General features: G+C 61.3%; 12 protein-coding genes. 5 read left to right on the forward strand and 7 right to left on the reverse strand.

Annotated features, from left to right (window positions below):
* Nucleotides 1-4 precede the first annotated feature (4 nt).
* Together AC0KW6_RS02360 and AC0KW6_RS02365 are read left to right on the forward strand one after the other, a co-directional pair.
* A complete protein-coding gene (locus tag AC0KW6_RS02360) occupies nucleotides 5-661 on the forward strand; it encodes a DsbA family oxidoreductase (RefSeq protein ID WP_474033972.1) in 657 nt (218 codons plus the stop codon).
* Nucleotides 662-812: 151 nt separating this feature from the next.
* Nucleotides 813-2,048 (forward strand): MFS transporter, encoded by a 1,236-nt coding sequence (locus AC0KW6_RS02365; protein ID WP_474033973.1) that lies wholly within the window; start codon nucleotides 813-815, stop codon nucleotides 2,046-2,048.
* Between the two features lie 86 nt (nucleotides 2,049-2,134).
* On the opposite strand, the gene AC0KW6_RS02370 is transcribed toward AC0KW6_RS02365, so the two are convergent.
* The 3 genes from AC0KW6_RS02370 to AC0KW6_RS02380 all read right to left on the reverse strand — a co-directional run bounded on the left by AC0KW6_RS02370 (nucleotide 2,135) and on the right by AC0KW6_RS02380 (nucleotide 6,639).
* Entirely contained in the window at nucleotides 2,135-2,518 is a 384-nt protein-coding gene (locus AC0KW6_RS02370; protein WP_474033974.1) for a hypothetical protein, read from the reverse strand.
* A gap of 90 nt (nucleotides 2,519-2,608) precedes the next feature.
* Nucleotides 2,609-6,073, reverse strand: coding sequence for a transcription-repair coupling factor (mfd, locus tag AC0KW6_RS02375; RefSeq protein ID WP_474033975.1), 3,465 nt, complete (start codon nucleotides 6,071-6,073; stop codon nucleotides 2,609-2,611).
* A 44-nt stretch (nucleotides 6,074-6,117) separates the two neighbouring features.
* The gene (locus AC0KW6_RS02380) at nucleotides 6,118-6,639 is read right to left on the reverse strand and encodes a component of SufBCD complex (protein WP_474033976.1); all 522 of its coding nucleotides are present in this window, start codon (nucleotides 6,637-6,639) and stop codon (nucleotides 6,118-6,120) included.
* Between the two features lie 184 nt (nucleotides 6,640-6,823).
* Here AC0KW6_RS02380 and hemB point away from each other — a divergent pair, with 184 nt between their 5' ends.
* Together hemB and AC0KW6_RS02390 are read left to right on the forward strand one after the other, a co-directional pair.
* Entirely contained in the window at nucleotides 6,824-7,822 is a 999-nt protein-coding gene (gene hemB / locus AC0KW6_RS02385) for a porphobilinogen synthase (protein WP_474033977.1), read from the forward strand.
* A 151-nt stretch (nucleotides 7,823-7,973) separates the two neighbouring features.
* Nucleotides 7,974-8,549 (forward strand): lipid-binding SYLF domain-containing protein, encoded by a 576-nt coding sequence (locus AC0KW6_RS02390; protein ID WP_323775628.1) that lies wholly within the window; start codon nucleotides 7,974-7,976, stop codon nucleotides 8,547-8,549.
* Between the two features lie 104 nt (nucleotides 8,550-8,653).
* Here AC0KW6_RS02390 and AC0KW6_RS02395 read toward each other — a convergent pair whose 3' ends face one another.
* On the reverse strand, nucleotides 8,654-9,526 hold the full coding sequence (locus tag AC0KW6_RS02395; RefSeq protein WP_474033978.1) for an NAD(P)-dependent oxidoreductase: 873 nt from the start codon (nucleotides 9,524-9,526) through the stop codon (nucleotides 8,654-8,656).
* Between the two features lie 115 nt (nucleotides 9,527-9,641).
* Here AC0KW6_RS02395 and AC0KW6_RS02400 point away from each other — a divergent pair, with 115 nt between their 5' ends.
* Nucleotides 9,642-12,119 carry a penicillin acylase family protein gene (locus tag AC0KW6_RS02400; protein WP_474033979.1) on the forward strand — a complete coding sequence of 826 codons (2,478 nt, stop codon included), beginning with the start codon at nucleotides 9,642-9,644 and terminating at the stop codon, nucleotides 12,117-12,119.
* A gap of 47 nt (nucleotides 12,120-12,166) precedes the next feature.
* Here AC0KW6_RS02400 and hflX read toward each other — a convergent pair whose 3' ends face one another.
* From hflX to AC0KW6_RS02415, 3 genes are all read right to left on the reverse strand, one after another.
* Nucleotides 12,167-13,438, reverse strand: coding sequence for a GTPase HflX (gene hflX, locus AC0KW6_RS02405; protein ID WP_474033980.1), 1,272 nt, complete (start codon nucleotides 13,436-13,438; stop codon nucleotides 12,167-12,169).
* Nucleotides 13,438-13,677 carry an RNA chaperone Hfq gene (gene hfq, locus AC0KW6_RS02410; RefSeq protein WP_005611588.1) on the reverse strand — a complete coding sequence of 80 codons (240 nt, stop codon included), beginning with the start codon at nucleotides 13,675-13,677 and terminating at the stop codon, nucleotides 13,438-13,440. Before hfq ends, hflX begins: the two co-directional genes overlap by 1 nt.
* A gap of 119 nt (nucleotides 13,678-13,796) precedes the next feature.
* Entirely contained in the window at nucleotides 13,797-15,332 is a 1,536-nt protein-coding gene (locus tag AC0KW6_RS02415; RefSeq protein WP_323775632.1) for a TrkH family potassium uptake protein, read from the reverse strand.
* Between the last annotated feature and the right edge of the window lies 1 nt (nucleotide 15,333).

The raw sequence follows: 15,333 nt of genomic DNA on the forward strand, positions 1-15,333 counted from the left end.
CCCAATGACCGACGTCAAGCTCGACATCCTGTCGGACCCGATCTGCCCTTGGTGCTATATCGGTAAGACCCATCTGGATAAGGCACTGGCCGAAGTGCCCGATCATCCCTTTGTCATCGAATGGCATCCTTTCCAGCTGAACCCTGATATGCCGCGTGAAGGCATGGCACGGCGCGACTACCTGGAGCGTAAATTCGGCGGCAAGGACGGCGCGGTGAAGGCTTATGCGCCAGTGGTGGAACACGCCGAAAAGGCCGGCCTCGCCATCAATTTAGAGGCGATGACACGCACCCCCAACACACTGGATGCGCACCGGCTGATCCATTGGGCCGGGATTGAGGGCAAGCAGACGCAAGTGGTAGACGCCCTGTTCAGAGCTTATTTCATTGACGCCAAGGACATTGGAGACCACGCGGTTCTGACGGAAATCGCAAGCGGGGTTGGAATGGAGGCTGGCGTCACCGCGCGGCTGCTTCAAGGCGACAGCGATGTGCAGGCCATCCAGAACCGCGACGCCCACTCCCGTAAAATGGGGGTAAGTTCGGTGCCGACGTTTATTGTTGCAAGCCAGCACGCCGTGCCCGGCGCCCAGCCGCCGGAACTGTGGAAACAGGTAATTGAGGACATCCTGCAGCAGCAGAAGGCCGCAGAGGCCGAATAACCGCGCGGAAACTACTTAGCATCGCAACAATGCACAGTTTCCTGTGCAGCCGGGCGCTGGTCCGGCAAACAGATTCGTGCTAGCGGAACCGGACAGCTCCCGGACCGGCCTTGTTCCCCGGAACCATCTGAAGAGCTGTTAGAGGATTCAAATGTCTCAGTCCCAGGTTCACTCTCCGGCCCATGGCATGGCCAAGGCTGAATTCATTGCGCTTATTGCGATGATGTTTGCCACAATTGCTTTTTCAATCGATGCGATGCTGCCCGCGCTGCCCGAAATCGGCCAGACGCTAAGCCCCGATGACATCAACCGTGCCCAGCTGGTGCTGACCTCCTTTGTGCTGGGCATGGGGATCGGCACATTCTTTACCGGTCCGCTGTCCGATGCCTTTGGCCGCAAGCAGGTCATTGCCGGCGGCGCAGCGCTGTATATTGTCGCAGCAGCCGTTGCCTGGCAGGCGCAATCGCTGGAACTTCTGCTGGCCTCCCGCGTCGTCATGGGGCTGGGTGCCGCCGGGCCGCGGGTGGTTGGCATTGCCATTGTGCGTGACCTTTATTCGGGCCGGGAAATGGCGCGGCTGATGTCGATTGCAATGATGATCTTCACGCTGGTTCCCGCCTTTGCGCCGATGCTGGGTGCAGGAATCATCGCGTTTTCCAGCTGGCGCGGTATCTTTCTGGCCTTTGCTGTTTTCGCCATCCTCATCGTGATGTGGATGGGTCTGCGCCTCCCGGAAACCCTGGCACTGGCGAACCGCCGTCCCTTTCGTCTGCCGCTGCTTCTGGGCGCGGTGAAAGAGATGTTCGCCCATCCTGCCGTGCGCCTGTCGATCCTGGTGCAGACCCTTTGCCTCGGAATGCTGTTCACTATGCTGACAATGGTGCAGCAAGTCTATGACGTGATCTTTGACCGTGCCGGCAGCTTCCCCTTCTGGTTTGGGTTTGTGGCCTTGATGGCAGGAACCGCCAGCCTGCTGAACGCAGCCATCGTTGTCCGCGTTGGCATGCGCAGGATCGTGACCTGGTCTTTGGCTGCGCAGGTCTGCATTTCCGCCATCATGCTGATGCTCAGCGGCCAGGCTCTGCCGGAAACGCCTCTGTTTGGCCTGTTTGTCGCATGGCAAACCAGCGTGTTCTTTCTTGCGGGCACCACGCTTGGCAATCTCAACGCCATTGCGATGGAGCCGATGGGCCATATCGCCGGCATGGCGGCCTCGGTGATCGGTGCGATCTCCACTATTCTTGCCGCCGCAATTGCCGCCCCCGTGGGCCTGTTGTTCGACGGTTCGCTGCTGCCGCTGGCCGCCGGGTTGCTGACAATGGCCGGGCTTGCGTTCCTGCTGATGCTGCGAATGGCACGGGCGGAGGCGCAATTGCCCGCCGAATAACCAACTCGCCCGGATCAGCGCCCCTGCCTGACCCTTCCAGACGATGGGAGAGGTTTAGTCATGGGGCACGATCAAACCCTCGGCAGCTAATCCTGCCCGCTCTTCTCCCCTTCGCAGCAAGCACCGCTTTGGCTCAAACGCGACAAACCGGCTACTGCAAAAATAACTGCCATTTCGACATCTTCGGCGCGATGTTCCCGGCGCAGATGGAAATTGCCCCAAGAAGAACGCGCAGGACATTCTGCCAGTCGAATGCCAGCGCTATGATGAGTCCTGGGGCTGACCTGGGCATTGATGGCACTCTGCCGCGCGCGTCGATCCATCCGGTCAAAATCCGGAGCCTGAAAGAATTGCATGATTGCCAGATGGTCCGCTGCGAACCTGTTGAAATCCGCAACATAAAGCAGAAACCCGATAGGGCGCCTGCCCGCGCCGATCAGGTGGTAGCTGCAGCCTGTTTTCACGCCCATGCCCCCATGAAGCCGACCCGCAGCTGCAGCTGAGCAAAATTTCTTCGAAGAAATTTACCAAGGAAATTTGAATTTCCTTGGTTCCAAGTATCAAACCTTCGCGTTTGCCTTGGCCTTCTTCTTCTCCGCCACGACTTTCTCCGCCAGGTCGCGGGCAATGGCAAAGGCCCCTTTGATCTTGTCGCTGTCCTTCTTCCAGTCCCGCCTTATGACAATTTTGTTGTCCTTGACCTTAGCCAGACCATTCTGGCCCTGGATGAACTCCACCAGCCCCTGAGGCGAGGCGAATTTGTCATTATGGAACTGGATCGTCGCGCCTTTTGGCCCGCCGTCCATCTTGGCAATGCCTGCGCGCTTGCACATTCCCTTGATCCGAACCACCAGCATCAGCGTGTTCACTTCCTTGGGCAGCTTGCCGAAACGGTCGATCAGCTCAGCGGCAAAACCTTCCAGCTCCACCTTGGTCGACAGCGACGACAAGCGGCGGTAGAGGCCCAGGCGCACGTCAAGGTCCGGCACATAGTCCTCGGGGATCAGCACCGGAACGCCCAAGTTGATCTGCGGCGCCCATTGCTCATCAGCATCTGAAAGACCTTCCATCTCGCCCGCTTTGATTTTAGCGATCGCCTCCTCCAACATGGATTGGTACAGTTCATAGCCAACATCGCGCATCTGGCCGGACTGCTCCTCTCCCAACAGGTTACCGGCGCCCCGGATATCAAGGTCTTGCGAGGCCAAGGTAAAGCCGGCGCCCAGCGTGTCCAGAGAGCCCAGAACCCGCAGCCGCTTCTCGGCCGCCGGTGTCAGCCGCTGGCGCGGCTTGGTCGTCAGATAGGCGTAAGCACGGGTTTTCGACCGCCCCACCCGGCCGCGGATCTGGTAGAGCTGCGAGAGGCCGAACATGTCGGCGCGGTGCACCACCATGGTGTTGGCGGTAGGAATATCCAGGCCGCTTTCCACGATCGTCGTCGCCAGCAGCACGTCGTACTTGCCGTCATAAAATGCGTTCATACGGTCATCAAGTTCGCCCGCTGCCATCTGCCCATGCGCCACCACATAGGACAGCTCCGGCAACTGTGCCTGCAGGAAAGCCTCGACATCCGGCAGGTCGGTGATCCGAGGCACCACATAGAAGCTTTGCCCGCCGCGGTAGTGCTCGCGCAGCAATGCCTCGCGGACGGTGACGGTGTCGAATTCGCTGACGTAGGTGCGGATCGCCAGACGATCCACCGGCGGGGTGCCGATGATAGACAAGTCCCGAACACCGGTCAGCGACAGTTGAAGCGTCCGCGGGATCGGCGTTGCGGTCAGTGTCAGCACGTGAATGTCGCTGCGCAGCTGTTTCAACCGTTCCTTGTGGCCGACGCCAAAGTGCTGTTCTTCGTCAATGATCAGCAGCCCAAGGTTCTGGAACTTGATGTTCTTGGCCAGGACTGCGTGGGTGCCGACAACGATATCGACGGTTCCCTTTGCCAGTCCTTCGCGGGTCTTGCCGGCTTCCTTGGCGGAAATAAACCGCGATAACTGCCTGACCTGCAAAGGAAACCCGCGGAAACGCTCTGCAAAGGACGCGGCATGCTGCCGTGCCAGCAGCGTGGTCGGCGCCACCACAGCCACCTGCAGCCCGGTCATCGCCGCGACAAAGGCCGCCCGCATCGCCACCTCGGTCTTGCCAAAACCAACATCGCCGCAGATCAGCCGGTCCATCGGCTGGCCGGAGTGCAGGTCTTCCATCACGTCTTCGATTGCGCGCAGCTGATCGTCGGTTTCCTGATACGGGAATCGCGCTGAGAACTCTTCCCAGGCGTGCGGCGGCGGGTCCATCACCGGCGCCTTGCGCAGGGCGCGTTCGGCAGCGATGCGGATCAGCTTGTCCGCCATCTCGCGGATGCGTTCCTTCAGCTTGGCCTTCTTCGCCTGCCAGGCACCGCCGCCAAGCCGGTCCAGCAGGCCTTCGTCATGGCCGTATTTGGACAGCAGCTCGATGTTTTCGACCGGCAGGTACAGCTTGGACGCTTCGGCATATTCCAGCAGAATGCACTCATGCGCGGCACCTGCAGCTGTCACCACTTCCAGCCCCTTGTAACGGCCGATGCCGTGGTCCACATGCACCACCAGATCGCCAGGGCTGAGAGATTGCGTCTCGGTCAGGAAGTTCTCGGCCTTGCGGCGTTTCCTCGGCGCCCGGATCAGCCGGTCGCCCAGCACATCCTGCTCCGAGATCACCGTCATGTCCGGCGCCTCGAACCCATGCTCCAGCGCCCAAACCGCCAGATGCAACCCGCTTTTTCCGATCCGCGTTCCATCCATCACCGGGATGGCTTCTGCCAGGCCTTCATCTTCAATCAGTCCGGTCAAACGCTCCCGCGCGCCTTCGGAGTAGGAGGCAATAACAACCGGCCCATCCTGCATCCGTGCTTTGATATGGGACGCCAAGGCACCAAAAAGACTTATGCTTTCTTGCTGCCGCTCGGGTGCGAAATTGCGCCCGATCCGCCCGCCTGCGTCCACAGTCCCTGGTCCCGAGGCCTGTGGCAGCGGGTGCAATTGCACCACACGGTGTTCTGCCGAAGCAGCCTCCCAGGCGGCATCATCCAGATACAGCAATCCTGGGGGCGTAGGTTTGTAAACCGTATCAATCCGCCCCTTTTGCGCCATTGCGTGTTTGCGGGTTTCAAACTGGTCTTCGATTGTGTCCCAGCGCGCCAGCCGCGCCGGTGTTACCTGGTCGTCCAGCGTCACGGTCGCCTGCGGCAGGTAGTCAAAAAGGGTTTCCAGCTTCTCATGGAAGAATGGCAGCCAGTGCTCGATCCCCTGATGCTTGCGGCCAGCGCTGACCGCTTCATACAGCGGATCATCGGTGCCCGCAGCGCCGAATTCGATCCGGTAGTTCTGCCGGAACCGGGTGATCGCCGCCTCGTCCAGGATCACTTCGGATACCGGTGCCAGTTCCACCACGTCCAGTTTCTCGGTGGTCCGTTGCGTGGCTGGATCGAACCGGCGCGCGCCATCCAGCACATCGCCGAACAGATCCAGCCGCACCGGGCCGCTTTCACCCGGCGGGAAGATATCGATGATACCGCCGCGCACCGCATAGTCGCCCGGCTCCATCACCGTCGGGCTTTGGGTGAACCCCATACGCACCAGGAAACTGCGCAGCGCCCCTTCGTCAATCCGGTGATCGACGCGGGCAGTAAAGGCCGCCTCGCGCAGCACCTCGCGCGCTGGCACCCGCTGGCTGGCAGCATTCAACGTGGTCAGCAGCACAAACTGCTTGGGCATCTGGTGCACCAGGGCGGCCAGAGTCGCCATCCGTGCAGCCGAGATATCGGCATTCGGCGATACCCGGTCGTACGGCAGGCAATCCCAGCCCGGAAAGGCAAACACCGGCATCTCCGGTGCGAAAAAGGCAAGTGCAGACCGCAATGCCTCCATCCGCTTGTCGTCGCGGGCCACATGCAGAACCGGCGCACCGGATTTCTGCACTTCCTTCAGGATCAGCCGGGCATCGAACCCTTCAGGCGCGCCGCCCATGGTGATTGCACGCTGTGCCATGCCTTATCCTTTCCAGGTGTCCTCAATGGGTCACAACCCGCCAGTTAGAATGCCCCGATGGTCAGGTTTTGATACATGCCCCAAAACGCGGTGACCACTATGGAGATGACGCCCACGAGCTGCACATAAAGCCGGCAGAACGCCAATCGCTTGCGCAGAGCCTCGCCTTTGGTACCTTCCTGCGAGATCCGGCGCGCGGTCAATAAGCTGATCAGCCCGACCACGGCCATAGGGAATACCAGCAGGAAAACCGCTTGGGCGATCTCCAGCAGGAATACAAAACCCAGCACAGCCAGACCCGACATCACGAAACAGGACAGCGCCACAATCCATGGACCTGAAACCTCGGCAATGTACAGCAGACGGGTCACATAGACCCGAACGACATCCTCCAGATCGCGCTCCGCCTGGCCGCCGTTGCGCTGCGCCCGCTGGACCATGTCATAGGGAACCCCAAGGATCCAATGGCTGGCAGTCGACCACAGCACCGCCAGTGCAATCCAGTACCACAGGTTGGAGAATGACCGCAGCTCAATCATCTCATAGATAATATGAAGCAGATCCACGCCAGCCCCCCTGTTCTGCCCGCAGGTCTTCGGGCTGGAATTTGTCAACCGGCCCTATATCAACCGGGAAGCGCGCGCAGGCAAGCCCTGCCTGCTGCACAAGTTTTCCGGCGCGGCGATTGTGCCTCTTGTTCCCGGGGGCGCTTCCATGCCACCCATGGGCAAGCCAAAACGAGAGACCGCCATGAAGCCTACCGTCGCGCCTTTTCCCGCCGCCCGCCTGCGCCGCACCCGTGCCAGCCAAGCCATCCGTGACCTGGTCCGGGAAAACACTCTGACCCCCGCTGAATTCATCTGGCCGGTGTTTGTCCGCGACGGCGAAGGTATCGAGGAACCGATCGCTGCGATGCCCGGCGTGGTGCGCCGATCGGTGGACAAGATTGCCGAAGCCGCAGTTGAGGCGCAAGCGCTGGGGATTTCGGCAATCTGCCTGTTTCCTTATACCGATGCCTCGCTCAAGACCGAGGACTGCGCCGAAGCTTGGAATCCGGATAACCTGACCAATCGCGCGATCCGCGCGATTAAGGATGCCGCGCCGGATATCGCGGTGATGACCGACGTGGCGCTGGACCCCTATAACACCAACGGCCACGACGGCTATGTGGTGGACGGCGAAATCGTCAATGACGCCACCGTCGAGGCGCTGGTCAAGATGGCCCTCGCCCAAGCGGATGCCGGTGCCGATATCATCGGCCCCTCTGATATGATGGACGGGCGTATCGGGGCAATGCGCGGCGCTCTGGAAAAGGCAGGCCACCAAAATGTGGCGATCCTCTCCTACTCGGCCAAATACGCCTCTGGCTACTATGGGCCGTTCCGTGATGCAGTCGGCGCAGCCGGTGCGCTGAAGGGCGACAAGAAAACCTATCAGATGGATCCGGCCAACAGCGACGAGGCGCTGCGGCTGGTTGAGCGCGACCTGATGGAGGGCGCCGACATGGTCATGGTAAAGCCCGGCATCGCCTATCTGGACATTTGCCACCGGGTGAAATCCGCCTTTGGCGTGCCGACCTATGCCTATCAGGTCTCCGGCGAATACGCGATGATCCAGGCCGCGGCGCAAAACGGCTGGATCGACGGCGAAAAGGTGATGATGGAAAACCTGATGGCTTTCAAACGGGCGGGCTGCAACGGCATGCTGACCTATTTCGCACCCGCTGCGGCCCGGCTGCTGAACGGCTGACACTGCCGATTGCCGCGGCAGGCGATCAGTTCAGCGGGAAGCCGCCGCCATCCGCTTTGCAGCGGATGACAGGCAGCGGTTTTCCGCGTATACATTTGATCAGAGCCGGAGCATACCGGCCTTGGAGCAAATCATTACAGGCATCTGAAAAATGAGCAGTTTTTCCTCTTCCCGCATGACCCGCCGCGGTTTTGCCCTGACGGCCCTGGCCGGCGCCGGCGTCACCGCCGCCTGCGGCAACGGTGTTGGCAACAGCAACGGCGCCAAGATCGACGCCCGCGTCGATGCAACACTGAACCAGATGTACAGCCAGTATCCCAACACCCGCACCCTGGCCGAGAAGGCTACAGGCATGCTTGTGATGCCGCTGGTCACCGAGGCAGGCTTTGTCTTTGGCGGCGCCTATGGCCGTGGCGCGCTGCTGATCAACGGTGTGACGGTGGATTACTACTCCACCGTCAAGGGCAACGCCGGCCTGCAGATCGGCGCCCAGCAATACGCCCATGTGCTGTTTTTCATGACACAGGACGCGCTGGCCTCCTTCCGCCGCTCAACCGGCTGGGCGGCAGGGGCAGATGTGGAATACGTGATCAAAGATGAAGGCAATGCGCTGACTGCCGACACAAACACCCTGACCTCCCCAGTTCTGGCAGTGGTCTTCGGCCAGGCCGGCCTGCGCGTCGGCGCGACGCTGGAAGGCACCAAATACACCCGCATCATCCCCTGACCGGCCCGAAAGGCGGGGGCGCACGGCCTTCGCTTCTTTCTGACCGGATACACTCCCGCCGGAGGCATGGCCTTTCCTTCAGGAAAGGCCATTTTGTTTGTTTCTCAGTCCAGCTTGCGCAACCGCTTGAACAGCGATGAGGTGTCCCAGCGCCCGCCGCCCATCTTCTGCACGTCCTTGTAAAACTGATCCACCAGGGCCGTCACCGGCAGGCTGGCACCGGTCGCATCAGCGGCGTCCAGGCAGATGCCCAGATCCTTGCGCATCCAATCCACTGCAAAGCCGTGCTCGAAATGATCGTCCAGCATGGTTTCATAGCGGTTGGCCATCTGCCAGCTTCCCGCCGCGCCCTGGCTGATCACCTCGACCACCGCGCGGCCGTCCAATCCGGCCTTCTCGGCAAAATGCAGCGCCTCGCTCAATCCCTGGACCAGCCCGGCAATGGCAATCTGATTGCACATCTTAGTCAGCTGCCCCGCACCGCTGCCGCCGATCCGGCGGCAGATTTTGGAGTAGGCATCAATCACCGGCTCAACCCGGGCGTAAGCGGCCTCGTCCCCGCCGCACATCACTGACAGCCCGCCGTTCTCCGCCCCAGCCTGACCACCGGAAATCGGTGCATCAACAAAAAACACGCCTTTCTCCTTTGCGGCGCCATGCAGTTCCCGGGTCACGGTTTCCGACACCGTCGTGTGATCAACAAACACCGCCTCTTCGCCCATTCCGGCAAAGGCGCCATCCGGCCCCAGGCAGACCGAGCGCAGATCATCGTCATTTCCAACGCAGGCCATTACAAATTCCGCCCCGACCGCAGCCGCCCGCGGTGTGGCGCCGAACTTGCCGCCATGCTCGGCGGCCCAAGCCTTGGCCTTGGCTTCGGTGCGGTTGTAGACGGTAACCTCATGGCCCGCGGCCTGCAGGTGCCCGGCCATCGGATAGCCCATGACGCCGAGCCCCAGAAACGCGATTTTTGCCATCTGCTTTTCCCTTGATCTGTCTTCGCTTATGTTGGCGCCAACCCTAACACCGCCGCCGCCGGGCGCAATCTGGCATGTGGCTGGACACAACAAAACTAAGGGAAAACAAACGCTGATGGGACATCTTTTCCGCTGGCTTCTGCGACTTGCTGCGGGGCTGATTCTACTAAGCGTTCTGGCCATAGCACTGGTCTACTACCTCGCTTCGCAATCGCTGCCAGATTATAACAAGGAGCTTGCCCTGCCCGGCCTCTCCTCGCCCGTCGAGATTGTCCGCGACAACGCCAATGTGCCGCATATTTTCGGCAGTTTCGGTGCCAGCGACGAGGATGTATACTTTGGCCTTGGCTATGCCCATGCGCAGGACCGCCTGTGGCAGATGACGGTGATGCGGCGCACCGCCCAGGGCCGCCTGTCGGAAATCTTCGGCACCCGCACGCTGGAAACCGATACCTACTTGCGCCGCCTGGATATCTACCGCCTGGCGCAGCAATCTGTGGCGGTGCAATCCCCCGAAGCAATGGCCGCGCTGAGCGCATATGCCGCCGGGGTCAACGCCCGCCTTTTGGAAATCAACGAAGACGCGCTTGGCCGCGGTGCACCGGAAATGTTCCTGTTCAACATGCCGGTGGCTCCCTGGCAGCCTGCCGACAGTATCGCGGTCATGAAGCTGATGGCGCTGCAGCTCTCCGGCCATATGAAGGAGGAGATCCTGCGTGCCCGCACCTCGCTGGCGCTGAATGACACCGCCCGGATCAAGGACATCCTGCCGGATGCGCCCGGCAAGGGACTGACCGCACTGCCGGAATATGCCGCTCTGGTTCCCGGCGTCCGGCAGTCCGCCTTGGCCGCACCTGCTGAGGAAGGCAAACTGTTGTTCCCGGTGGCGCCGCGCGGACTGGCAGGGGCCTCGAATGCCTGGGCGGCTGCCCCTGGCCGTTCAGCGGCGGGCGGCACATTGCTGGCCAATGACCCGCATCTGCAACTAACCGCTCCCGGGGTCTGGTATCTGGCCCGGCTGGAGCTGGGCAGCGGCGGAGTGATTGGCGGCACCATCCCCGGAATACCGGCTGTGATCACCGGGCGGTCGGACGCTTTGGGCTGGGGTGTTACCTCCTCTTACCTCGACGACCAGGATCTTTTCATTGAGCGGTTGAACCCGGAAAACCCCCAGGAATATCTCGGCGTTGACGGCTACAAGAAGTTCATCTCCCGCCCCTCGATCATCAAGATCAAGGACAAGGCCCCGGTCACCCTGACCCTGCGCTGGACCGACAACGGGCCGGTGCTTCCCGGTTCGATGTTCAAACTGGCCGAGATCACCCCGCCCGGCCATGTGGTGTCGCTCAGCTGGACTGTGCTCAGCCCCAAGGATACCTCGATGAGCGCCGCCATCGGCTTGATGCGCAGCACCACAGTGCAGGACGCAATCATAGCCGGAGAAGGCTTTGTCGCCCCTTCGCAAAACCTGACACTGGCGGATCAGGATACAATTGCGCTGAAGACCGTCGGCGCCTTTCCGGTGCGAGACGCCGCGCACCAAAGCAAAGGCCGGATGCCAAGCCAGGGCTGGCGCCCGGAGAACCGCTGGCAGGGCCGCGCGCCTTATGCGGATAACCCGGAATTCATCAGCCCCGCAGGCGGTATTCTGGGCAATACCAACAACAAGATCCTGGACCGGCCTTTCCCGAACCATGTCTCCTTTGACTGGGGCGACACCCAGCGCATTCACCGTTGGCAAAAGCTGATGCAGAACCGCGAGGTGCATACCCGCGACAGTTTCATCGAGGCGCAGCTGGACACTGTTTCCTACACCGCCCGCACACTTTTGCCGCTGGTCGGAGCCGACCTGTGGTTCACCGGCGAGGCCGCGCCCTCCGGCACCCGCGAGCGCCAGCGCCAGATTGCCCTGACCCTGCTGTCGGAATGGAACGGCGAGATGAACGAGCATCTGCCGGAACCGCTGATATATGCCGCCTGGCTGCGGGCGCTGCAGACCCGTCTGATTACCGACGAGCTGGGACCGGTGGCTAAATCCTTTCGCCATGTTGAGCCGTTGTTTATTGAACGGGTCTACCGCGACGTTGAGGGCGCTGCCGTTTGGTGCAATGTGCGCCATAGCGCACCGCAGGAAAACTGCACCGAAATGGCCCGGCTGGCACTGGATGATGCACTGACCTGGATCGAGGAACGCTATGGTGACGCGCTGGAATCGCTGCGCTGGGGCGATGCCCATCAGGCTGCACAGGACCACCCGGTTCTAGGCGAGGTCCCGATGCTGCGCTATTTCGTGAACATCCGCCAGTCCACCAGCGGCAGCGGCAACACCCTGCAGCGCGGTAAAAGTTCAGGCAGGGACCCCGATCCTTTTCAGAACACCCATTCCGCCGGCTACCGCGGGGTCTATGATTTCGCCGACCCCGACAGTTCCGTCTTTATCGTTTCAACCGGCCAGTCCGGCCATCCCCTGTCGCGATACTATGATGACATGGCCCAGCTGTGGCGCCGCGGCGAATACATCCCGATGTCGCTGGACGAGGATCTGGCCCGCGCCGCAGCCGTCGGCATCACCCGGATCACTCCAAGGCAATAAAAAAGGGCGCTGCGGCGCCCTTTTCCGTTCTCGCATGACCCAATGGTTCACAGTCTTTCGAATTTGGCCTTTTGCCGGTCGGTCCACAGCACGGTGATGTCAAAACCGGTTTCGGTCTGTTCTTCGCTCTGAACCAGATCCTCCCTGAACAACCAGGCCCGCTGCTTGCCCTCGGCAAAGGTGAGATTCAACAACTCCTCGTGCCGCACGCCCTGAAGCTGCTCTGCGATATCGGCCAGCAAGCCATCCAGCCCCTCACCCGTCAGGGCCGAGATTGCGTGGATGCCATCCTCACGTTCCGCACGCTGGCGGCGGGCTTCGGCGTCTTCTGCGGGCAACTGGTCCAGCTTGTTCCAGACCTCGATCCGGGCGCGGTTCTCATCCACCCCCAATGAGGCCAGGATTGCCTCTACATCCGCAGCCTGCTGCTTGCTTTCATCATGGCTGATGTCGCGCACATGCAGAATCACATCCGCAGCCAGAACCTCCTCCAGCGTCGCACGGAAGGCAGCCACCAGTTCGGTCGGCAGGTCCGAGATAAACCCCACTGTATCGGACAGGATCACTTCGGGTCCGTCCGGGATCTGCACCCGTCGCATGGTCGGATCAAGCGTGGCAAAGAGCATGTCCTTGGCCATCACTTCGGCCCCGGTCAGACGGTTGAAGAGCGTCGATTTTCCAGCGTTGGTATAGCCCACCAAAGCCACAATCGGATAGGGCACCTTGGCCCGCGAGGCACGGTGCAGCGTCCGGGTCTTCACCACTTTATCGAGCTGCCGCCGCAGGCGCACCAACTGGTCGTCGATGGCACGGCGGTCGGCCTCGATCTGGGTTTCGCCGGGTCCGCCGACAAATCCCAATCCGCCGCGCTGGCGCTCCAGGTGGGTCCAGGCCCGCACCAGCCGGGTCCGCTGATAGCTGAGCGCCGCCATTTCGACCTGCAATACACCTTCTCGGGTGGCCGCACGGTCCGAGAATATCTCGAGGATCAACCCGGTCCGGTCGAGGATCTTGACCTTCCAGGCTTTCTCCAGATTGCGCTGCTGCACCGGCGACACCGACCCGTCAATCAGGACCAGTTCCACCTCATTCGCCTTCAGGATTCCTGCCAGCTCTTCGATCTTGCCAGAGCCGAACAGCATCCCCGCGTGCGCCTTGGGCAGGCGCACCACATTGGAACCGATCACATCAAGATCGGGCAAGGCCGCTGCCAGCGCAATGGCCTCCTCAAGCGCAGGAGCCGCCTCGCGGCGCCCGCTGTCGGATTTGATTTCCGGATGCAGCACCCAGGCACGGGTGCGCGTCCTTTCATGCTCCATCAATTGGAGTCTTCACCCTCATAGAGACTGATCGGCTGGGCAGGCATGATAGTCGAAATCGCGTGTTTGTAGACCAGCTGCGACTGTCCGTCGCGGCGCAGCAGCACGCAGAAATTGTCGAACCAGGTGATCACACCCTGCAGTTTGACCCCGTTGATCAGAAAGATTGTAACCGGAACCTTGGTTTTGCGAACGTGATTCAGGAAGGCATCCTGAAGATTCTGTCTGTCCGAAGCCATTTTTATTATCTCGCCTTTGTTCTTGCCGCGCGCCGCGGACCAGCGCGCACATTAAGTTCACTATGAACGGAGAAATTGCAAGTTTCCACCCGAAAAACACCATTCCCCCTGAACAGCGATCAGCTGCGCCAGAGGTTGGGCGACAACAGCGCGATGAACGCCAGCGTCTCCAGCCGCCCCAGCACCATCGCAATGCACAAGATCAGCTTGGCCGGCGCTGTCAGCAGGTTCAGAACAATCGGCGTGCTGCCGGCCGCTTCGGCCAGCGGGCCGGTGGTCGACAGCGCGGCAACCGCAAGCACCAGCGATTGCTCAAAATCCGAGCCAACCGCGGCCAGTGCAGTGCTGACCACGGCCAGCGACAGGGCAAAAAGCATGAAAAACACCCAAGCCACAAACGCCCCGTTCTTTTGCAGCCGTTTCGTGCGGTTGCCTTCACCGCTCACCGAGCTGGGATGCACCAGACGCTCCATTTCGCGCAGCCCGTTGAGGTAAAGCGCATAGACCCGCAGCAGTTTGACCCCGCCCGCAGTGGTGGCGACGCCGCCGCCGAACACCGCCAGCCCCAGAAGGATCATCCCCGGCGTTTCCAGCCCCGACCAGGCCTGGGCGGCTTCCCAATGAGCGCTTTCAAAACCGGTTGTCGACAGGAACGACAGCACCGTAAACACGGTGCCCCATAGCGCCCGCAAGGCTTGCAGCAGATCTTGACCGGCGTCCACTTCGTAGGCGGCCACCCAGTGGCGCAGGAACAGCAGCAGCGGCACTCCAAAGACGATCAACAGCCCGGTTCGGAACTCAGGGTCTTTGTCCAGCCGCCCCTCCCCTGCGGTGACTGTGTCACTGGAAAAGGTCAGCCGCGACAACGCGAACAGCATGAACAGGAACATCACCATTTCGCCCGCCAGACCGCTGGCGGCGTTCTCGACGCCACCAGTCGCAGATATCCCCGAGGTCGCCATGACAGACATCGCATGGCTGAGACCGGCCAGTGCCTGCTCGCCGGTGATCATCAGCAAAAGCCACAGTACAAGCGTCAAACCGGCATAAACCGGCGCCAAGGTGCGGGTGACCAGTACCAGCTGACGGCGGGGGTCTGCCCGTTCCATATGCAATGGACCGGCCATGCCGCCGCCGGGTTCCCCTTTGGCCGTGACTTCAAACCCGCCCAATGACATTGGCGCCAGCACCGCTGACGCGGCCACCCACATCAAAAGCCCGCCAAGCCAGCCGACAAGCGCCCGCCACAGATGCACGCTGGGCGGCAGCCGCCCCGGGTCGCCCCAAACGTCGGCGCCGGTGGTGGTGATGGCGCTGACCATATCGAAATAGGCGTTCAAAAACCTGGTGCTGACCAGCGCATCCTGAACCGGCACCGCCAGAAACAACGGCAGCACGGTGAAGGTTGCCAGCAGCGAAAGCAATTGCCCAGGCATCCCGTAGCGCGGGACCCGGTTGCCCATCGACAGGCCGATCAGCACCACCAGAATAAGCCCGGCAATACCGGCATAGAAAAAACTGCGCGAAGTATGATGGTCGTCCAGCACCAGCGCATGAACGGCCGGCAGCCACATCGCCAGCGAGGCAATGCCCCAGATCAGCAGAAACAGAGGCAGGCGCAGCACGCCAATGGGAGCTTTGACAGGGCGGCGCATC

The sequence above is a fragment of the Leisingera sp. SA215 genome (assembly GCF_055902035.1).

Coding starts and splice junctions, on each gene's coding strand:
- AC0KW6_RS02360 (WP_474033972.1), top strand. CDS start 5: ATGACCGACGTCAAGCTCGACATCCTGTCGGACCCGATCTGCCCTTGG.
- AC0KW6_RS02365 (WP_474033973.1), top strand. CDS start 813: ATGTCTCAGTCCCAGGTTCACTCTCCGGCCCATGGCATGGCCAAGGCT.
- AC0KW6_RS02370 (WP_474033974.1), bottom strand. CDS start 2,518: ATGGGCGTGAAAACAGGCTGCAGCTACCACCTGATCGGCGCGGGCAGG.
- mfd (WP_474033975.1), bottom strand. CDS start 6,073: ATGGCACAGCGTGCAATCACCATGGGCGGCGCGCCTGAAGGGTTCGAT.
- hemB (WP_474033977.1), top strand. CDS start 6,824: ATGAAGCCTACCGTCGCGCCTTTTCCCGCCGCCCGCCTGCGCCGCACC.
- AC0KW6_RS02390 (WP_323775628.1), top strand. CDS start 7,974: ATGAGCAGTTTTTCCTCTTCCCGCATGACCCGCCGCGGTTTTGCCCTG.
- AC0KW6_RS02395 (WP_474033978.1), bottom strand. CDS start 9,526: ATGGCAAAAATCGCGTTTCTGGGGCTCGGCGTCATGGGCTATCCGATG.
- AC0KW6_RS02400 (WP_474033979.1), top strand. CDS start 9,642: ATGGGACATCTTTTCCGCTGGCTTCTGCGACTTGCTGCGGGGCTGATT.
- hflX (WP_474033980.1), bottom strand. CDS start 13,438: ATGGAGCATGAAAGGACGCGCACCCGTGCCTGGGTGCTGCATCCGGAA.
- hfq (WP_005611588.1), bottom strand. CDS start 13,677: ATGGCTTCGGACAGACAGAATCTTCAGGATGCCTTCCTGAATCACGTT.
- AC0KW6_RS02415 (WP_323775632.1), bottom strand. CDS start 15,332: ATGCGCCGCCCTGTCAAAGCTCCCATTGGCGTGCTGCGCCTGCCTCTG.